Genomic DNA, 18,110 nt, shown 5'->3' on the forward strand with positions numbered 1-18,110 from the left:
TACGTCTCTTTTACGTATAAGAGTTAATAGTTTTAAATACTAGGGGGTTTATCATTGAATTTTAAAGAGAAACTGAGAACGAATCGAATGGGAAAGGTAGGTACTCGATTGGGCAAAATACTCGGTGCTTTATTTGTAATTGCTCTAATCGGTTTGTTCTCCTACCGTTGGTTTACAGATTATATATGGATGGATTCTTTGGGGTTTGAAAGTATCTATACAACGATTCTAAGCAGTAAAGTAATACTCGGTGCAGTAGGTTTCATTCTATACTTTATTTTAACCTATTTTACTTTATCTTGGATTAGAAATACATACACAGGGCATTTTGATGCACATCAACTGGCCCCTGTTCTAACAAACAAAAAAATGAGCAGACTGATTATAGCTGGTATAGCAGTTTTAATAGGAGCATTCGGCAGTTCGATTGTTCAGGGTGTTGGCTGGGAACCAGCATTAAAACTATTAAACTATGCCTCTTTTGGAGAGACAGATCCTTTTTTTAACTTAGACATATCTTTTTATATGTTTATACTTCCTTTTGTAAAGTTTGTCATTAATATCTTGCTTGGCATTGCTATTTTCTTTTTATTACTGGAAATTGGCGCATATTCCGTTTTTAATTTATACCGTATGAGTCGGTCAGCTCAGATCCATTTAGCTACAACGCTTGGCTTCATTGGTTTACTATTGGCTGGAATGCACTTACTTACACCATATGAGTCGCTGCTGACAAATCAAGTGAATATTTTCCAAGAAAGCGTTGTTCATGGCATAAGCTATACAGATAAAATTATAAATATTCCAGTATCATATGCATTAGCGGCTGTAGCTGTAATTGGAAGTATTTGGATGATTATAGCTCTTAATAGAAAGAAGCTTTCATCCATGCTGCTTCCTGTCATTGTGTATGTGATTTTAGTAATAGGAGGACAATTAGCATCTGTGGTTGTACAAAACTTTATTGTTTCTCCTAATGAGTTTTCTAAAGAAAAGCCTTATTTAAAGCATAATCTTGAATATACAAGAGCTGCATATGATCTCGATCAAATTAAGGAAAAGGAACATCCTGGTAATGATTCTCTTGATGAAAAGATGATTGAAAGAAATCAAAAAACGATAGAAAACGTCCGAATAAATGATTCAAGACCCATTTTGGATGTGTACAATCAATTACAAACTTTCCGTACGTATTATCAATTTAATAATATTGATATTGACAGATATGAAATCGATGGAGAATATGAACAAGTATTTATTGGTGCAAGAGAATTAAGCACTGGAGATCTTCCTTCACAGGCGAAGACCTGGGTGAACCGAAAGCTGAGATACACGCATGGTTATGGCATGGCAATGAGCCATGTTAATCAAGTTACCCAACAAGGCCAGCCGAAATATATGATGAAAAATCTCCCTCCTGAAGGTGTACTTGATATAAGTCGACCACAAATTTATTTTGGGGAAGAAAAATATGAAAATGTGATTGTTAATTCAAAAGTTGATGAATTTGACTATCCTTCCGGGGATGAGAATGTTGCTAATCGATACGAAGCGGATTTAGGCATTCAATTGTCTGGTGTAAACCGACTGTTGTTTACTTTGAGCGAAGGATCTATGCGTATGCTTGTCTCAGATCAAATAACAAGCGATAGCCAATTGTTGGAAACCAGAAATATCATGGACAGAGTTAATAGAATTGCTCCTTTCTTTGAATATGACGAAGATCCGTATATTTTCGTTCGTGAGGATGGTACTCTGGCGTGGATGATTGATGCTTATTTAACAACTGATAATTACCCGTACGCAGAAAACTACGAGAAGAACAAAAATTACATTCGTAATTCTGTAAAAGTAACGATTGATGCATATAGCGGTGAAGTCAATTATTATATTGTAAATCCAGATGACCCATTATTACAGACATATGAAAATATGTTCCCAGAGCTGTTTACTAAAGAAATTCCGGAAGATGTAAAAAAACATTTCCGTTATCCTGAAAAACTATTCTCTATTCAAGCAGCAAAGTATGGAACATATCATATGACTAACTTAGAAGTTTTCTATAACAGGGAAGACTTTTGGCAGTTTCCAACAGAAAAATATTTCAATGAAGACATAGAAATGGAGCCATATTACATTACGATGAAGCTTCCGGAATACGATGAAGAGGAATTTATTCTTATGATGCCCTACACCCCGAAAAAACGTCAGAATATGATCTCTTGGATGGGGGTAAGAAATGACGGAGAGAATTATGGTGAAATTTTTGTTTATCGTTTCCCTAAGCAAAAAAACATATATGGTCCGCAACAAATTGAAAATCGGATTAACCAGGATAGCACCATTTCACAGCAGCTTAATCTGTGGTCTCAGGGTGGTTCTAAGGTAATTAGAGGAAACCTATTAGCTATTCCTATTGAAGATACCGTTATGTATGTAGAACCAATTTATATAGAGTCCTCTAACGAAACATCACTTCCAGAAGTAAAAAGAGTTGTTATCGCCTATGAGGATCATATTGTAATGGAAGAAACCTTTGACGCTTCGTTGGATAAAATGCTTGCCCTGATTAATCCGGAAAGCGAACAAGGATCCGAAGATACAACAGACCCAGATGACACCGAGGACCAATCCTCACCAATAACAGACGCGGATGAAAAGCTCCGCGAATTCTCTGAGCTCTTTGAGAACTATCAAACGGAGTTATCAGAAGGTAACTGGGAAGAAGCCGGCAAGATCATGAAAGAAATTGAGAGCCGACTAAATGAAGTTGAATAAAAAAAGGAAAGTTTCAGCATTCAAATAAAAAAAGGTGTTCTCCATGAAGGGAGAACACCTTTTTTATTGGTTTGAATATTAGAACCAAGCAGCACCTACAATAATCAGAAGGATAAACAATACTACAATTAAGGCGAAACCGCCTCCGGCTCCATAGCCGCCGTATCCTCCTACAGGTGCTCCATAGCCGTATCCGCCACAGCCACATCCATAATTACCAAACATATAACTTCCTCCTTTTATTTTTTAGTATCCGTATCCTACATAAGATGCGCCTACAATTATTAACAGAATAAACAGCACAACAATTAAGGCGAATCCTCCGCCGTAGCCACCATATGAACCACTCATTCGTAAACCACCTCCATATCTGCTTACATTGTATCTTATGTAAAGAACTTCACGATGTTATGGACATTATCCCAATTTCACAAAAAAATATAGTAAATGATTTTCTTAACAAATTCCGCAATTCCCCTAACGCATATGTCCCATACGATTCTTTTTTAGTTACATATAATGTCCTAAGCATGTTGGAGGTGAAAATATGTCTGTTCAACATTATCATAATCTTTGTCAACGTTATAAAGGCAAAGCGGTGGAAATAAGAACCCATCGAGGTGAGGTTCATCGTGGAGTAATTAGACATGTAGACCGGCGACGAGTTTACCTGGAACCACTCGGCGGTAGAAGAGATCTAGGTGGTTTTGGGCTTGGATTTTATGGGCCCGGCTGGGGATATGGTTTTGGATATCGTCCAGGATTTGGGTACGGACTCGCTTTGGGTGCAATCGGTACACTGGCCTTACTACCTTTCTTCCTTTGGTGAGGAAATAACTTATTTAGTGTACTTCTATGTTATAGCTGTCGAGGACCTCGACAGCTATCTTATTGCCTAAGAAACTTGAAATTAAAACCGGGTTAGGCAAATCTTTGCCTTATGATGGGACGAGTTTATCTTGCTTCCTTACTTGCAAGATAATTGCGTTATTACGCTTAAGAGGGAATGAAAGCTTCTGAAGGGAGATCGAGCATTTCCTTGGTAGTAGTTTTCTTATTGTCTGCATATTTTTTCACTAATTGATATCCAACACAATACCCCGCCATCTTTGGATGGAATGCCCCGCCATATAAGGTAGAATAATAACTTGAATGCGTTCTTTTCATATTTTTCTTTGGAAATATCAGATTTTCCCACAGTTTTTGAAGCCGCAATTCAGAGTAATAGGTAGTCCAATTAGCTATATTTTCTTCTCCTAAACGTTCACGAACAGCATTTTCAGCTAAACCTTCAAGAATAATGGTATCTAAAAGCGTAAAATCTTTTTCCTTCCTATCTACTTTGGATAACCGGCAAACATGATTATATTCATGGGTTAATAATGCTTGAAGTTCCTTCTCTGTATTATTCCCTGATACAAATAGAAATAACTTATCTTTAAAGGTCAAACCTGCTTTTCCGTTATGATCATCTTTTAATCGTCGGTTCTTCGGATCGGATGGAAAAATAAATATGGGAACCTCAGGGCCATTCCATTCACTTTGTAATTTTTTATATTCATGTTGAATTGTTTGCCATACTTCTTTTTTCTGTAATTTTTTTATAAGTTCCTCACCATCGGGGAGTGGTGGTGTATACATTCCGTAGGCTGAAAGGTGATGGTAAATGTCTTCAGCACTTACGTTGGTAAACAAATCTGTTAGTTTTTCGCAAAGGATAACTGGTTCTTCATGAGTATCAAGCAACCATTTATCTGTCTTAACTACTCCCATAAAAACACCTCTACTTTTTATAAGATAAATTTTACCTTTTTCATATCCTTATAAAGGGATTCCAACGACCAGTTTAGGCGGACAGAACTTCCTGGTAGCGATTATGAAGCTCAGGTAGTATCTGTTGACCTTTGAATGCAACTCCAGATCCAGAACAGATAGATGCTGCCAGAGGATCGGTTGGTGTTAGCCTGTCTTCCTTATTCAAAGGCGCCTTCATTTTGTTCTATATTATAAATTATGCAAAGGATGAAGAAAGGGTTTCAAGGTCACTTTCATTCAAATGGTCATACACCCTTTCGTTTTTATGGGTAAAGAATAAACTATATACAAGATGAAAAGGGGGGGTGAATTATATATGTTCCCAAGAAAACCAAGAAGGCCAATGCCAAGAGAGAATCCTTTTATGTTTCAACGTCCTCGACAAGTACCTAAAACGCAATCTAAGCAAAATTTACTTGATGCCTTTCGCACAAGCGAAGGAGGATTTGACTTGAATAAAATTACTGGTACTGCGCAACAAATGCATAGTCTATACGGTCAAGTAAGTCCGATGATAAGTAAATTCATTACAAAAATAGGTAAATAAATTGCTGGATAGAAAACCAAATTATTGAAAACACTTGCGTAAGCCTACCCGCTGTGTCATTCCCTTCATATTATAAGGTGTAAACAGTAGGGAGGTGCGTTTGATGGACGATATTATCAAGCAAGTAGAGAAAAAAACTGGTGTTAAGGGAAATGATATACAAAATCTTGCCAAATCACTAAGCAATTCTGATCTGCAGGATGAGAAAAGTATTCGTAAATTGGTCAGGCAATTAGGTAAATTAGCAAATAAAAAGGTGAGTAAGCAAACAGAAGATATGATTGTTAACACATTAGTAAATGGAAAGAATAAAGTAGATGCTTCTACTATTTCTAAAATGCTAAAGAAATAAAGTTAATAATCAATAGCTTGTTAATAGATACGATGTTATTGTTGAGATAACATCGTATTTTATTGAAGGAGGATATATATGGAACACAAAGTTGCTTTATCTTTCAGTGGTGGAAAGGATAGTTGTTTGGCACTATATTATTTACAAAAAAAGAATGTAAAAGTCGAATGCCTATTGACAACCGTTTGGACAGAGGAAATGAAAACTTTTGCGCACAATGAACATATAGAACAAATTCGGAAGCAGGCAGATGCTCTAGCGCTTCCATTGCATACCATTGAGACTGATTTTTCAACATATGAAGAAAAATTTGTTCTTAAATTAAGTGAGGTCAAAGATAAATACGGTTTGGATGGAATAGCTTACGGTGACATTTACCTTGAGGGCCACCGCATATGGGGAGAAGGTATTGCTGAAAAGGCTGGTTTGGAGGCGTTTTATCCCCTATGGAGAGATGAAAATCAAGCCAAAGAACTCCTCAAGGATTTTGTTAGACTAGGTTTTAAGGCAGAAATTATAAAAGTGAATAACCAATTACCTAAAGCATGGGTAGGCAGATCAATTGATGAACTGTTTATCAAAGATATCACGCAACTGCAGAGTGTTTGCCCATTAGGAGAATCAGGCGAGTATCATACACGCGTATACGATGGACCAAACTTTACATATTCATTGTATTAACTTTCTCTCATTTTCAATGACTAATTTAAATTTTCATCCTTTTGAATACTTAATTTATTGACGTAGGTATTCAATTTGTCTAAAATAGTTCTGTTAGCAAAAATATTTTCAGACAATTGCGTTATTAACGGAGAGGATGACAACAACATGAATACGCATGATAAAAAGGAAATTGTCAGAAGTGTTCCTCAACAAGGTTTTTTTGGACAACCTAAAGGTTTGTTTACCTTGTTCTTTACTGAGTTTTGGGAACGGTTTTCTTACTATGGAATGCGTGCCTTATTACTATTCTATATGTACAATGAGGTAGCTTATGGTGGTTTAGGAATAGAAGATGAAACAGCAAGGTCCATCATGGCGATCTATGGTTCACTTGTATATATGTCAGGTATTATAGGGGGGTGGATTGCTGACCGTTTGCTCGGAACCCAACGAACAGTCTTTTATGGTGGCGCATTAATTATGGCCGGCCATATTGTTCTTGCACTTCCTGCTGGTTTAACAGCTTTCTTTATTTCCATGTTGCTTATTATTGTTGGTACAGGTTTACTAAAACCGAATGTATCCAATATGGTTGGTGACATGTATGCTCCAGAGGATAACCGTCGTGATTCAGGATTTAGTATTTTTTATATGGGAATCAACATGGGGGCATTTATTGCTCCGTTTGTAGTGGGGACACTTGGTCAGGAATATAACTACCACTTAGGTTTTGGTACCGCAGCTGTAGGTATGTTCTTGGGTTTAATTGTATTCATAATTACTAAGAAGAAAAATTTAGGGCTTGCCGGTACGTATGTGCCTAATCCCTTAGAAGCAGACGAAAAGAAAAAAGTATATAGTCGTTTTGGTATAGGGGCAGCTATTATTGCACTATTAGCTGTAATCACAATTCCAACAGGTATTTTAACAATTAACCGGTTTACCTATTTAATAAGTATACTTGGGATCCTGATTCCTGCTACTTACTTTATTGTTATGTACCGCAGTCCGAAAACTAATGCAGACGAAAAATCACGCTTAATAGCTTATATACCCTTATTTATAGCAGCCATGATGTTTTGGGCTATTCAGGAACAGGGGTCCATTATTTTGGCAGAGTATGCTGATAAGCGGACACAACTTGAATTTCTAGGGATTGAAATACAATCATCTTGGTTCCAATCCTTAAATCCACTATTTATTATTGCTCTGGCACCAATGTTTGCAGGGCTATGGGTTAAATTAGGAGATCGTCAGCCATCAACAACCAAAAAATTCTCTTTTGGATTATTTTTTGCAGGCTTGTCTTTCCTCATCATGATTATTCCGTCATTTATGCATGGAACAGATTCTTTGGTAAGTCCAATTTGGTTAGTATTAAGCTTTCTTATTGTTGTATTAGGTGAGCTTTGTTTATCACCGGTTGGTTTATCAGCCACAACAAAACTCGCACCAGCTGCTTTTTCTGCTCAAACAATGAGTTTGTGGTTCTTATCAAATGCATCTGCACAAGCAATCAATGCTCAAATTGTGAAATTTTATGACCCAGCCACTGAAATTATTTATTTCGGTGTAATCGGTGGATTTTCTATCTTGCTTGGTATTATCTTGTACGCATTTGCCCCATTAATTCAAAAATACATGCGAGGCGTACGTTAAAACTCAGAATAAACACCGCTTTTATTTAAAAGTGGTGTTTATTTTAATTGTTCTAATATATATTGGGGTTATTCAATGATTCGGAAAATAGATAAACTGCGACGTAACTAAGAATATAGAGGCTGCGTAAATTACCGCTACGGGGAAATATTCCGCTTTCCGCGGGCGGCTGATGAGCTTCCTCACGCTACGCGTTCGGGGATCTCATCGAGGCCTCTCCTCCCGCAGGAGTCTCCATATTTCCCCTTCGCTACTATTTCCTATTATATCTACGAAAAAATTGCGTTCGCATACACCCAGAATGTGCTGTGTACAAATTGATTGGAGTGGAATGTGGCGACTCCTGCCGGAATAGCATGAGCTGAAGACCCTGGACGGAGCGTAGCGGAGGAAGCGGCTGAAGCCATGCCGGCGGAAAGCGTCCGCATGCAACGGAAATCAATGGGGCAATTCTCCTCAAATATTTCACTGAGCTTTTCATCAATAAAGTTACGTCGCAGTTTACTCCAACTGTGAATGAAGAAAATACGTTTGTACAACAAAATTTGCAGTGGATCCATTTTAATTGTTCTTCTCTTTGAAACTTTTTGGAGGTATAATTCGTATTAAAACATGATCACAACATAGAGGTGAAATTATGAACACAGAAACAAAAGGCCCTCCACTACCAACAAGAAAGCTGGAAAATTCAATTGTGAAGGTATGGAGGATGAGTGCTGCAATTGAAGATGGGATAGGATTACTCCTGCTAGCTGTTCTGCTTTATTTAGACTATTATTTTGCTTGGCCAGCATGGATTGGCTGGATTCTTATAGTATTCTTATTGCTTACTTTCGTTTATTCTGTTTGGTCAGTAATTATTAGACCTTATTATTTACATAAAAATTGGCGTTATGATTTGAATGAAGCATTTTTGCAATTAAAATCAGGTGCTATTCTTGAACAACATCAACTTATCCCCATGGCGAAAATTCAGGCTGTCTCTACAAAACAAGGCCCACTACTGAGAAAGTATGGGTTATTTTCTATCGAAATCATGACAATGGGGACTTCTCACACTATTCCAGGTATTCCTGAGAAAACAGCCATCGAAGTAAGAAACCAAATTGCCATCTTTGCAAAAGTGAAGGAGGCAGAGGAATGAAAGAGTTGAATCGTTATCACCCATTAACGATTGTATTCGATATGTGGAAGACTGCGAAAAATTCATTTTTTGCTATTTTTTATCTATATATTTTAAATTTTAGCTCTGATTCTACCTTTATATATTATGCAAGGATAGTTTTTTGGATTTTTATTGGAATTACATTCATTACTATTTTTATAAAATGGTATACCAATAAATACACGGTAAATGAAACTTCTTTTAATCTATTTCACGGTATATTTAAAAAAACAAAGCAGACTATCCCCTTTTCCAAAATTCAAAATGTAAATCGTCACACTTCCCTGTTTCACCGTCTGTTTAACGTAACTTCCATACACTTCGAGACAGGTACCGCTGAGGATTCAAGTGTTAAATTTTCTGTAATAAAGCGGACAGCTGCTGACCAGCTTGAAGAGTATATTGCTGAAAAAGGTGAGGGGACAGGAAGCACCATTTCATTCGAAGAATTAGATTCTAATGGAAGGAGTGATCTGGACAGCAGGAAAACAGTTCATTTTCAGCCTGTAAGAAAGGATATTGTAAAAGCATCCTTTACTTCGTTAAGTTTTTTGGTCTTAATTCCTATATTAGGCTCTATCTATTCTAAAATAAATCAAGTACTTGATTTGGAAAAGAGAGCAGAAGGATATTTGTCATATCTTTTGGATGCTTGGTGGATGATTGTAGTTCTTGTGCTTGTATTTGGCTGTCTATCCCTATTAATCGGCATGGCCTGGACGTTTTTAAAATACGGTAAATATGAAATTTCTTCTGATGGTGAGAGGATCTACATAAAAAAAGGAGTTATGGAAACCACAGAATTTTCCATTCTAAAAAGTAGAGTGCAGGCTGTGGAAGTAACACAATCATTTATGAAGCGGTTGCTTGGTCTTGCTGAAGTGAAACTTACAAGTTCAGGAAGTTTCAGTGGTGGGGAAGAACTCGAAGTGAATACATTATATCCCTTCCTACCATTAAATAGAGCGTATGATCTGATTACAGAACTGTTGCCAACATACGAAGTAGCTTCGCATTTGTACTCTCTGCCTAAAAAATCGCTAGGTATTCGATTGTTAAAACCGAGCTGGTTTTGGGTAATGGCAACTGGTGCGTTATTTTACTTTCATCCTGTTTTCTTTCAGATGGAAATGACCTGGTTAATTCTTTCCATTCTATTATTGACGCTTATTGTATTTGGGAGGATATTGGATTATTATCACACAGGATATTTAGTCAAAGGGCGATTTATTCAGTTCAGAAAAGGTGGATTTACAACTACCACATTTTTGTCACGGAGAGATAAAATTATCGAAGTTGGGGTTTCTAGTAATTTAATTCAACAGTTTTTAGGTCTCGCTACTGTCACTACTGTAAATAGAGCTAAACCAGTTTATCATAACACCCTTACTGATGTTCCGGTAAATTTTTCTACACTATTTTATTCTTGGTATATGGAAAGAGAAAAAGAAGTAGAGCATGAATAATTTAAGTAAATAAAAAAGCTGCCAATCGTTGGTAGCTTTTTTATTTTGATTTTGAAACTTTTTGAATAAACATTTGGTATTAGAAAATACTATGTAGAGAATTTTAGTCTTATTGGAGGCTCTATATGAAATTCTCTCGGTTTCAATTATTCTTTTTAATTATATTGTATGTTGGAATTTCTAATCATGTCATCTTATTGCCGCATTTAATTAGTGTTTCAAATAGAGATGCTTGGATCGCCTCATTAATTGCATACTTTTTTCTGTTAGTCTGGGGAATTATTTTAAAGTTTATATTGAAAAAAATGAACAGAAACTCTTTGCTCGTATGGTCACAAAAGAAAATGGGGAGGGTTATCACTTATACACTCTTATCTTTATTTTCTTTTTACATAGTAATCACTAGCTTAATAACATTTAATGATTTGGTAAACACTATACAAATATATTTTTTACCAAGAACCCCAATTCTTTTTACAGGCTTGGCCTTCCTTCTATTATCTGTGTGTATTGCTTATAAAAATCTTAAAACGCTTGTTTACTTGGCTCTAATACTATCTCCACTGGTTATCATACTCGGGTTGTTTGTAGCTTTATCAACAATGGCGGAAAAGGACTATTCCTTATTATTCCCTATTTTTACAAATGGGATGGAACCGATTTTTAAAGGCGCTATTATGGTTGTTGGAGCGAATGCGGACATTTTGTTTTTATTTCTCATTCAAAACCAGATGAAAAAGGAATATTCTTCATTGGATTTTTTTGTGATAATAACTACTCTAATCATTCTTGTTATAGGACCAACCACTGGCGCAATCGCAGCTTTTGGTCCGGAAATTGCATCGGAAATGCGTTTTCCTGCTTTTGAACAATGGCGATTGGTTAGTATTGGTGAGACCATTTCACATGTTGATTTTCTAGCTGTTTTTCAATTACTGGCTGGTTCGATCATTCGCATGGCGTTAAGCATTTATCTATTGTGGAGTATCTGGGAGAATCCTTCTCTAAAATTTAGGCGGATTCTAATTGGAGCTTATTCTATCTTCATTTTAATTATTATGATGCATCCAAATGCTGATGTGTATTTACAGACAATTATGGAGAGATATTTTTATTTCTATTCGTTCATCTTCGCAATCTTTATCACTGTTTTTCTTCTAATAGCAAGCTACTTTAAAAGAGGAGGAACTAGCTCATGAGCAACCAAAAAATAACCAGTTTAACTAAGCTTAATCAAGCCCTGACCAAAGGCCGCTTAAAATCAGCAGATCTTCAGCGGTTTTTTGTTAATTATGCTGATGTTCAAACGGTTGAAGGAAAGGTTTCGATGTACTATGCAGAAGGTATGATTGATTCTACGCAGCTTAATGAGTTTTCGGAAGCTGTTGAGCAAGCTATTTTAGACAATAAATTGGAGAAAGCCAGTAAAAACTTACCGCCTATTTCCTCTCTGACTTCATTGGATGAAATGATTGAGAGCTTGTTCTCTGGTTTATTAATTTTATATAAAGATGGAGATACATTCTTTTATACAGTTAATATTTCAAAGATACCTAAAAGAGAGCCAGAGGAATCCACCTCAGAAATATCGATTAAAGGCCCGCGAGATGGCTTTACTGAAGAAGTTAATGTAAATGTTTCATTAATTCGAAAACGATTAAAATCAAAAGAACTGTATAATCAGGCATTTGAATTAGGGAGTATAAGTAAGACGAAGGTATCTTTGCTTTATTTGAAGAATAGGGCTAACTCTAAAGTTATTAAAGAAATAGATCACCGTCTCAAAAAAATACAAGTAGACAGTATTATAAGTAGTGGGCAGTTGGAGCAATGGTTGTCTGACCGTACATTTTCCCTATTTCCTTTATTTGACTATATAGCCCGTCCGGATTTTGTTGTCGAGTCTTTATTAAAAGGAAAGTTTATACTTATCGTGGACGGCTCACCCTTAGTGTTAATTGGGCCAGTTAATTTGCTCGAATTATTAAATTCACCAGAAGATATTCACTATTCCTTTCAAATAATTATATTTCAAAAGATATTTAGAGTTATGGGGCTATTTGCGGCAATCTTTTTGCCGGGATTTTGGGTAAGCATCACTTCAGTTAACATAGATCAACTTCCTCTTAATTTATTGGCCACAATAGTGGAATCCAGGCAAGGAATGCCGTTACCGTTTGCTTTAGAATTTATTTTCATCCTGGTACTGTTTGAAATTTTACGAGAAGCAGGTATTCAAATGCCTAAGCCTATTGGGCAAACGATTACAGTGGTTGGAGGTTTAATTATTGGTGATGCGGTTATTAGAGCCGGCTTAGCTTCCCCAACTTTAATTGTAGTAATTGCTGTTTCTGTTGTTTCCACCTATACATTAGTAAACCAATCGCTCGTAGCTAGTGTGAGTATACTGCGCGTTTATCTAATTCTAACATCAGCTATTTTAGGGGTTTATGGTTTTATTCTTGGATTAATAAGTATTTTAGTCTATTTGTGTAGACTGGAGTCATTCGGTATATCTTATGTACAGCCAATTACTGAGATTAACTGGAAAAAAATTAATTCTTCAATCTTCTTTACATTGTTAAGAAAAAGAAAGCCAAATACTCTTCATAATAAGAAATGAGGTATGGAATATGCAGAAGCTAATTATAGTTTGTATTTGCTTATTGTTGCTTATGGGATGTAGTGACATTAAAGAAATTCAAAAGATGAACTATGCTACTGCAATAGGCATTGAATACAAAGAAGGAAGATATGTTACTCATGTCCAGATGGTCGGGCTAAACAGTTTATCGAATGTAGAGGGTGCGCAAGGTGCTACAAGTCAAATTCTTGTCTCTGAATCGTCTGGGGAAACTTTTAATGATGCCTTGTTTGATTTGTATAATACTGCTCAAGAGAGAATTATCTGGTCTCATGTAAGTAGTATTATACTTGATGAATCAGCGATTAAAGAAGGATTTGATGATATTTTGGACGGAATTCTTCGCTATCATGAATTCCGTCCAACACCTTGGATATTTGGTGTGAAAGGAAATATGACCGAGATAATGTCAACACCAGGTTTTTTTAACCAGCCTCCTACTGAAACCATTTTGCATAACCCGGAAAATATTGAAGAACAGGATTCTATTATTCGACCTATAAAGCTTCATCAGTACGCAAGAGAAATAACAGAACCAGCTTTTACAACCTTTTTACCTTCTCTCTATGTAAATAAGAAGCAATGGGAACAAAATCAGGAAGATGATCCGAAGCTTTCTTTTGATGGTGCTTTCTTTATGGGGCAGCAAGGAGTTAATAAGTATTATGAATTGGATGAAATTAGGTCAATACGGTGGGCAACCCCAGATACCAAGCGGACTTCAGTCACAATTCCGTATCAAGATAGTAAATTGCTTGTTGTAATAGAAAATATTCGAATTAACAAACAATATCATAGGAAAAAAGGAAAGCCTCAAGTAGATTATAACGTGAAGTTTGATTCTTATGTAACAAACCAAAAGAATCGAGCCTCTTTAAATAATAATGAAATAAGTAAAAAAATTTCTTCTCTAATAAAAAAGGAAATCATTGATTTTTATGAATTGGGCAAAGAGGATGGGGTTGACTTTCTAAACTTAGAGTATGAGTTGTACCGGGAAGATTACAAGTTGTGGAAGCAGTTAAAGAACGAAGGGCTATATTTGAAAACGATTAAACTTAATCCGAAAGTAGATGTTTATTTACGGCATTCAGGTGCAGGGAAAATTAAATAATTGGGTTTGGAAAATTTAAGTATTGAAGTTAACAAACATCTATTTCAAAAGAATGTGACATAGCGTGATTGTTTAAGATCAATAGTTAGTATGGAGGTGGTGCCGCAATGACTTTAGTTCGTTTAGGCTATTCAGCAATAAGTACGCACGTAAAAAATAGCTCTACATCAAAAACAATGACTTTTTCCCGCTATTCACAAATAGAAGATAAGAATGCTGCCTTAAGAAAAATAGTTCAAATTGCAGCAACGAATTTAGCTAATCTTCTACGGTTATTAAGACATAATGTTGCACATGGTATCCATTTTTATCGTATGTCATCTAAGTTAATTCCTCTTGTAAATCATCCAGAAATACCAAGGTGGAATTATGTAAAGCACTTAGAAGAAAGTCTCCATAACATACGTGCGTTTTTAGAAAGTCATCCTAGGATGAGAGTGGACTTCCATGCAGATCACTTTGTGTTAATCAACTCACCGAAAAAAGATGTCTTTAATCAGGCTGTAAGAACACTAAGAATGCATGAACGTTTACTCAGTGGTATGGGGATACATCCAGAGCATCGGTGTGTCATGCATGTAGGAGGTGCGTATGGCAATAAGGAAAAAGCGTTAGAACAGTTTATTCATAATTGGGGATTTCTCTCTGCTGATTTACAAAAGATGCTTATTTTAGAAAACGACGATAAGACTTTCGATCTTAGTGATACACTGTTTCTTTGTGAAAAATTAGGAGTCCCATTTGTTTTTGATATTCATCATCATTTTGCCAATCATAAAAAGGGTGAACGTTGGGAGGAGCATTGGCCACGTATTCTTAAAACGTGGGAACATTCAAGCTTACCTATTAAAATGCACATCTCAAGTCCGAAATCGGAATCTAATTACAGATCTCATGCTGATTTTATTAACAGCGAAATGTTTATGGATTTTCTTAAGGTAATTAAAGGGAGTGTTCAACAAATAGATTGCATGATTGAAGCAAAGCAAAAGGACAAAGCTTTATTTCAATTAATGAAGGAAGTTCAAAATTATTCTGAAGCGGAACTAGTGGATGGAGGAAGTTTTTTAATTAAATAAAATGAGGAACTTTTATATTTGTAAAAACTACCTATAATATAATTGTCAAGAACAACCACCCTATGTAGTGAAAGGGAGGTTATTGCATGAATCAACAATTAAGAAACATTATGACATCCAATGTATTTACAGTGAAGGAAACACAGTCGATACAGGAAGCAGCTGCGATAATGAGTGAGAATAACATTGGGGCAGTTCCTGTTGTTAATCAAAATGGGCAAATGACTGGCATTATTACGGACCGCGATATTACGCTTCGTTCGACAGCACAAGGAGAGGCGTCCCAGACACCAGTTTCAGAAGTAATGACAGCACAGAAAGTTGTTCAAGGTACACCTGAAATGAATGTGCAACAGGCTGCCCATATGATGGCTCAGCAACAAATTAGACGCTTACCGGTTGTAGAAAATGGAGAAATTGTTGGAATGGTTTCTTTAGGGGACCTTGCAGTAGAAGATCAATATAATCAACAAGCTGAACAAACGCTGACAGATATTTCAACACCATCTAGTCCTCAAAAGTAACGATAAATGAAATGCTTTAACTTCTCTACCAAGTTGTTGCCAAATTATAATTTGGCAACAACTTTATGTTTTATAATAGTATAGAGTGGGTATATAAATAAGTGTAGCTATTTTTTATAGTTGACAAGCAAAGGCATGGGCTGTAATATTAATCTCGCTGTTCAAACAGAATACAAATTTTTCAGCACATCCCATTCATTATCATTCGAAAAAAACATATTGACCTCGTATATTAATATATGGTATATTAATTGGGTCGCCAATTTGGGAGAACAATGTGAAACTTATAAACTATGAAAAAAGTTGTTGACACATTATTCTCTGGGTGGTATGATATTAAAGTCGCTTTTTTGAAGTGACACTCTAATTTGCTCTTTGAAAACTGAACAAAACAACCAGTATGTCAAGAAAAACATGACGTTTTTCGTTAATTTTTAAAAAGCCAGAAGTTATTGCTTCTGCAGCTAAGACATGAGATAAGATTGATTGGTGTCGATCTTATTCAAACTTTTATGGCAAGAAGAACTCGTTTCTTCGTTGCACAAGCGCAACTACGCTTTTGATAAAATCAAAAGCTAGTTTTCTTTGGAGAGTTTGATCTTGGCTCAGGACGAACGCTGGCGGCGTGCCTAATACATGCAAGTCGAGCGCGGGAAGCAAGGTGATCCTCTTCGGAGGTGACGCTTGTGGAACGAGCGGCGGACGGGTGAGTAACACGTGGGCAACCTGCCTGTAAGACTGGGATAACCCCGGGAAACCGGGGCTAATACCGGATAATACTTTTCATCACCTGATGGGAAGTTGAAAGGTGGCTTTTAGCTACCACTTACAGATGGGCCCGCGGCGCATTAGCTAGTTGGTGAGGTAACGGCTCACCAAGGCAACGATGCGTAGCCGACCTGAGAGGGTGATCGGCCACACTGGGACTGAGACACGGCCCAGACTCCTACGGGAGGCAGCAGTAGGGAATCTTCCGCAATGGACGAAAGTCTGACGGAGCAACGCCGCGTGAGTGATGAAGGTTTTCGGATCGTAAAGCTCTGTTGTTAGGGAAGAACAAGTGCCGTTCGAATAGGGCGGCACCTTGACGGTACCTAACCAGAAAGCCCCGGCTAACTACGTGCCAGCAGCCGCGGTAATACGTAGGGGGCAAGCGTTGTCCGGAATTATTGGGCGTAAAGCGCGCGCAGGCGGTCCTTTAAGTCTGATGTGAAAGCCCACGGCTCAACCGTGGAGGGTCATTGGAAACTGGAGGACTTGAGTACAGAAGAGGAGAGTGGAATTCCACGTGTAGCGGTGAAATGCGTAGAGATGTGGAGGAACACCAGTGGCGAAGGCGACTCTCTGGTCTGTAACTGACGCTGAGGCGCGAAAGCGTGGGGAGCGAACAGGATTAGATACCCTGGTAGTCCACGCCGTAAACGATGAGTGCTAGGTGTTAGGGGGTTTCCGCCCCTTAGTGCTGAAGTTAACGCATTAAGCACTCCGCCTGGGGAGTACGGCCGCAAGGCTGAAACTCAAAAGAATTGACGGGGGCCCGCACAAGCGGTGGAGCATGTGGTTTAATTCGACGCAACGCGAAGAACCTTACCAGGTCTTGACATCCTCTGTAATCGGTAGAGATACCGAGTTCCCTTCGGGGACAGAGTGACAGGTGGTGCATGGTTGTCGTCAGCTCGTGTCGTGAGATGTTGGGTTAAGTCCCGCAACGAGCGCAACCCTTGATCTTAGTTGCCAGCATTTAGTTGGGCACTCTAAGGTGACTGCCGGTGACAAACCGGAGGAAGGTGGGGATGACGTCAAATCATCATGCCCCTTATGACCTGGGCTACACACGTGCTACAATGGATGGAACAAAGGGAAGCGAAACCGCGAGGTCAAGCAAATCCCATAAAACCATTCTCAGTTCGGATTGCAGGCTGCAACTCGCCTGCATGAAGCCGGAATCGCTAGTAATCGCGGATCAGCATGCCGCGGTGAATACGTTCCCGGGCCTTGTACACACCGCCCGTCACACCACGAGAGTTGGTAACACCCGAAGTCGGTGAGGTAACCTTTTGGAGCCAGCCGCCGAAGGTGGGACCAATGATTGGGGTGAAGTCGTAACAAGGTAGCCGTATCGGAAGGTGCGGCTGGATCACCTCCTTTCTAAGGATTTAGAACGAGGAAACGGAAGACCGACTAAGTTCGCCACGTCCTGTGGCAACGTCGGCATGACCTGCATCCTGCAGGCCCAGGCCCTCGGGTCTTCCGGTAAGGACATACATGGTTGTTTGGTTCAGTTTTGAGAGAGCGAATCTCTCT

General features: G+C 37.8%; 15 protein-coding genes, 1 rRNA gene and 1 pseudogene. 14 read left to right on the plus strand and 3 right to left on the minus strand.

The window, feature by feature from the left end; all coding sequences use genetic code 11:
• Positions 1-87 precede the first annotated feature (87 nt).
• A complete protein-coding gene (locus BME96_RS07200) occupies positions 88-2,778 on the plus strand; it encodes a UPF0182 family membrane protein (protein WP_231478710.1) in 2,691 nt (896 codons plus the stop codon).
• A gap of 78 nt (positions 2,779-2,856) precedes the next feature.
• Here the strand turns inward: BME96_RS07200 and BME96_RS20170 are convergent.
• Positions 2,857-2,940 (minus strand): annotated as a pseudogene (locus tag BME96_RS20170) (YjcZ family sporulation protein); the annotation flags it as partial.
• Positions 2,941-3,024: 84 nt separating this feature from the next.
• Entirely contained in the window at positions 3,025-3,129 is a 105-nt protein-coding gene (locus BME96_RS07210; RefSeq protein ID WP_019378935.1) for a YjcZ family sporulation protein, read from the minus strand.
• A 196-nt stretch (positions 3,130-3,325) separates the two neighbouring features.
• Between BME96_RS07210 and BME96_RS07215 the strand changes: the two genes are divergently transcribed.
• On the plus strand, positions 3,326-3,607 hold the full coding sequence (locus tag BME96_RS07215) for a hypothetical protein (protein WP_019378934.1): 282 nt from the start codon (positions 3,326-3,328) through the stop codon (positions 3,605-3,607).
• A 167-nt stretch (positions 3,608-3,774) separates the two neighbouring features.
• On the opposite strand, the gene BME96_RS07220 is transcribed toward BME96_RS07215, so the two are convergent.
• Positions 3,775-4,551 carry a DUF2268 domain-containing putative Zn-dependent protease gene (locus BME96_RS07220; protein ID WP_071648765.1) on the minus strand — a complete coding sequence of 259 codons (777 nt, stop codon included), beginning with the start codon at positions 4,549-4,551 and terminating at the stop codon, positions 3,775-3,777.
• A 358-nt stretch (positions 4,552-4,909) separates the two neighbouring features.
• Between BME96_RS07220 and BME96_RS07225 the strand changes: the two genes are divergently transcribed.
• The 12 genes from BME96_RS07225 to BME96_RS07280 all read left to right on the plus strand — a co-directional run bounded on the left by BME96_RS07225 (position 4,910) and on the right by BME96_RS07280 (position 17,954).
• On the plus strand, positions 4,910-5,140 hold the full coding sequence (locus tag BME96_RS07225) for a YppG family protein (RefSeq protein ID WP_071648766.1): 231 nt from the start codon (positions 4,910-4,912) through the stop codon (positions 5,138-5,140).
• A gap of 103 nt (positions 5,141-5,243) precedes the next feature.
• Positions 5,244-5,492, plus strand: coding sequence for a stage VI sporulation protein F (locus BME96_RS07230; RefSeq protein WP_019378931.1), 249 nt, complete (start codon positions 5,244-5,246; stop codon positions 5,490-5,492).
• A gap of 78 nt (positions 5,493-5,570) precedes the next feature.
• Positions 5,571-6,173 carry a Dph6-related ATP pyrophosphatase gene (locus BME96_RS07235; protein ID WP_060679137.1) on the plus strand — a complete coding sequence of 201 codons (603 nt, stop codon included), beginning with the start codon at positions 5,571-5,573 and terminating at the stop codon, positions 6,171-6,173.
• A gap of 147 nt (positions 6,174-6,320) precedes the next feature.
• The gene (locus tag BME96_RS07240; protein ID WP_019378929.1) at positions 6,321-7,814 is read left to right on the plus strand and encodes a peptide MFS transporter; all 1,494 of its coding nucleotides are present in this window, start codon (positions 6,321-6,323) and stop codon (positions 7,812-7,814) included.
• Positions 7,815-8,451: 637 nt separating this feature from the next.
• Entirely contained in the window at positions 8,452-8,958 is a 507-nt protein-coding gene (locus BME96_RS07245) for a PH domain-containing protein (protein ID WP_019378928.1), read from the plus strand.
• Entirely contained in the window at positions 8,955-10,445 is a 1,491-nt protein-coding gene (locus tag BME96_RS07250) for a PH domain-containing protein (RefSeq protein WP_060679141.1), read from the plus strand. Before BME96_RS07245 ends, BME96_RS07250 begins: the two co-directional genes overlap by 4 nt.
• Before the next feature lie 125 nt (positions 10,446-10,570).
• Positions 10,571-11,644 (plus strand): GerAB/ArcD/ProY family transporter, encoded by a 1,074-nt coding sequence (locus BME96_RS07255; RefSeq protein WP_019378926.1) that lies wholly within the window; start codon positions 10,571-10,573, stop codon positions 11,642-11,644.
• Positions 11,641-13,068 carry a spore germination protein gene (locus BME96_RS07260; protein ID WP_060679142.1) on the plus strand — a complete coding sequence of 476 codons (1,428 nt, stop codon included), beginning with the start codon at positions 11,641-11,643 and terminating at the stop codon, positions 13,066-13,068. Before BME96_RS07255 ends, BME96_RS07260 begins: the two co-directional genes overlap by 4 nt.
• Positions 13,069-13,078: 10 nt before the next feature.
• Positions 13,079-14,203, plus strand: a complete 1,125-nt coding sequence (locus BME96_RS07265) for a Ger(x)C family spore germination protein (RefSeq protein WP_060679144.1) — start codon at positions 13,079-13,081, stop codon at positions 14,201-14,203.
• A gap of 107 nt (positions 14,204-14,310) precedes the next feature.
• On the plus strand, positions 14,311-15,282 hold the full coding sequence (uvsE, locus tag BME96_RS07270) for a UV DNA damage repair endonuclease UvsE (protein WP_071648767.1): 972 nt from the start codon (positions 14,311-14,313) through the stop codon (positions 15,280-15,282).
• 86 nt (positions 15,283-15,368) lie between these two features.
• Positions 15,369-15,806, plus strand: a complete 438-nt coding sequence (locus BME96_RS07275; RefSeq protein ID WP_060679149.1) for a CBS domain-containing protein — start codon at positions 15,369-15,371, stop codon at positions 15,804-15,806.
• 582 nt (positions 15,807-16,388) lie between these two features.
• A 16S ribosomal RNA gene (locus BME96_RS07280) occupies positions 16,389-17,954 on the plus strand.
• Positions 17,955-18,110 lie beyond the last annotated feature (156 nt).

The organism is Virgibacillus halodenitrificans, assembly GCF_001878675.1.
Taxonomy (GTDB): domain Bacteria; phylum Bacillota; class Bacilli; order Bacillales; family Amphibacillaceae; genus Virgibacillus_Q; species Virgibacillus_Q halodenitrificans.

Coding starts and splice junctions, on each gene's coding strand:
- BME96_RS07200 (WP_231478710.1), top strand. CDS start 88: ATGGGAAAGGTAGGTACTCGATTGGGCAAAATACTCGGTGCTTTATTT.
- BME96_RS07210 (WP_019378935.1), bottom strand. CDS start 3,129: ATGAGTGGTTCATATGGTGGCTACGGCGGAGGATTCGCCTTAATTGTT.
- BME96_RS07215 (WP_019378934.1), top strand. CDS start 3,326: ATGTCTGTTCAACATTATCATAATCTTTGTCAACGTTATAAAGGCAAA.
- BME96_RS07220 (WP_071648765.1), bottom strand. CDS start 4,551: ATGGGAGTAGTTAAGACAGATAAATGGTTGCTTGATACTCATGAAGAA.
- BME96_RS07225 (WP_071648766.1), top strand. CDS start 4,910: ATGTTCCCAAGAAAACCAAGAAGGCCAATGCCAAGAGAGAATCCTTTT.
- BME96_RS07230 (WP_019378931.1), top strand. CDS start 5,244: ATGGACGATATTATCAAGCAAGTAGAGAAAAAAACTGGTGTTAAGGGA.
- BME96_RS07235 (WP_060679137.1), top strand. CDS start 5,571: ATGGAACACAAAGTTGCTTTATCTTTCAGTGGTGGAAAGGATAGTTGT.
- BME96_RS07240 (WP_019378929.1), top strand. CDS start 6,321: ATGAATACGCATGATAAAAAGGAAATTGTCAGAAGTGTTCCTCAACAA.
- BME96_RS07245 (WP_019378928.1), top strand. CDS start 8,452: ATGAACACAGAAACAAAAGGCCCTCCACTACCAACAAGAAAGCTGGAA.
- BME96_RS07250 (WP_060679141.1), top strand. CDS start 8,955: ATGAAAGAGTTGAATCGTTATCACCCATTAACGATTGTATTCGATATG.
- BME96_RS07255 (WP_019378926.1), top strand. CDS start 10,571: ATGAAATTCTCTCGGTTTCAATTATTCTTTTTAATTATATTGTATGTT.
- BME96_RS07260 (WP_060679142.1), top strand. CDS start 11,641: ATGAGCAACCAAAAAATAACCAGTTTAACTAAGCTTAATCAAGCCCTG.
- BME96_RS07265 (WP_060679144.1), top strand. CDS start 13,079: ATGCAGAAGCTAATTATAGTTTGTATTTGCTTATTGTTGCTTATGGGA.
- uvsE (WP_071648767.1), top strand. CDS start 14,311: ATGACTTTAGTTCGTTTAGGCTATTCAGCAATAAGTACGCACGTAAAA.
- BME96_RS07275 (WP_060679149.1), top strand. CDS start 15,369: ATGAATCAACAATTAAGAAACATTATGACATCCAATGTATTTACAGTG.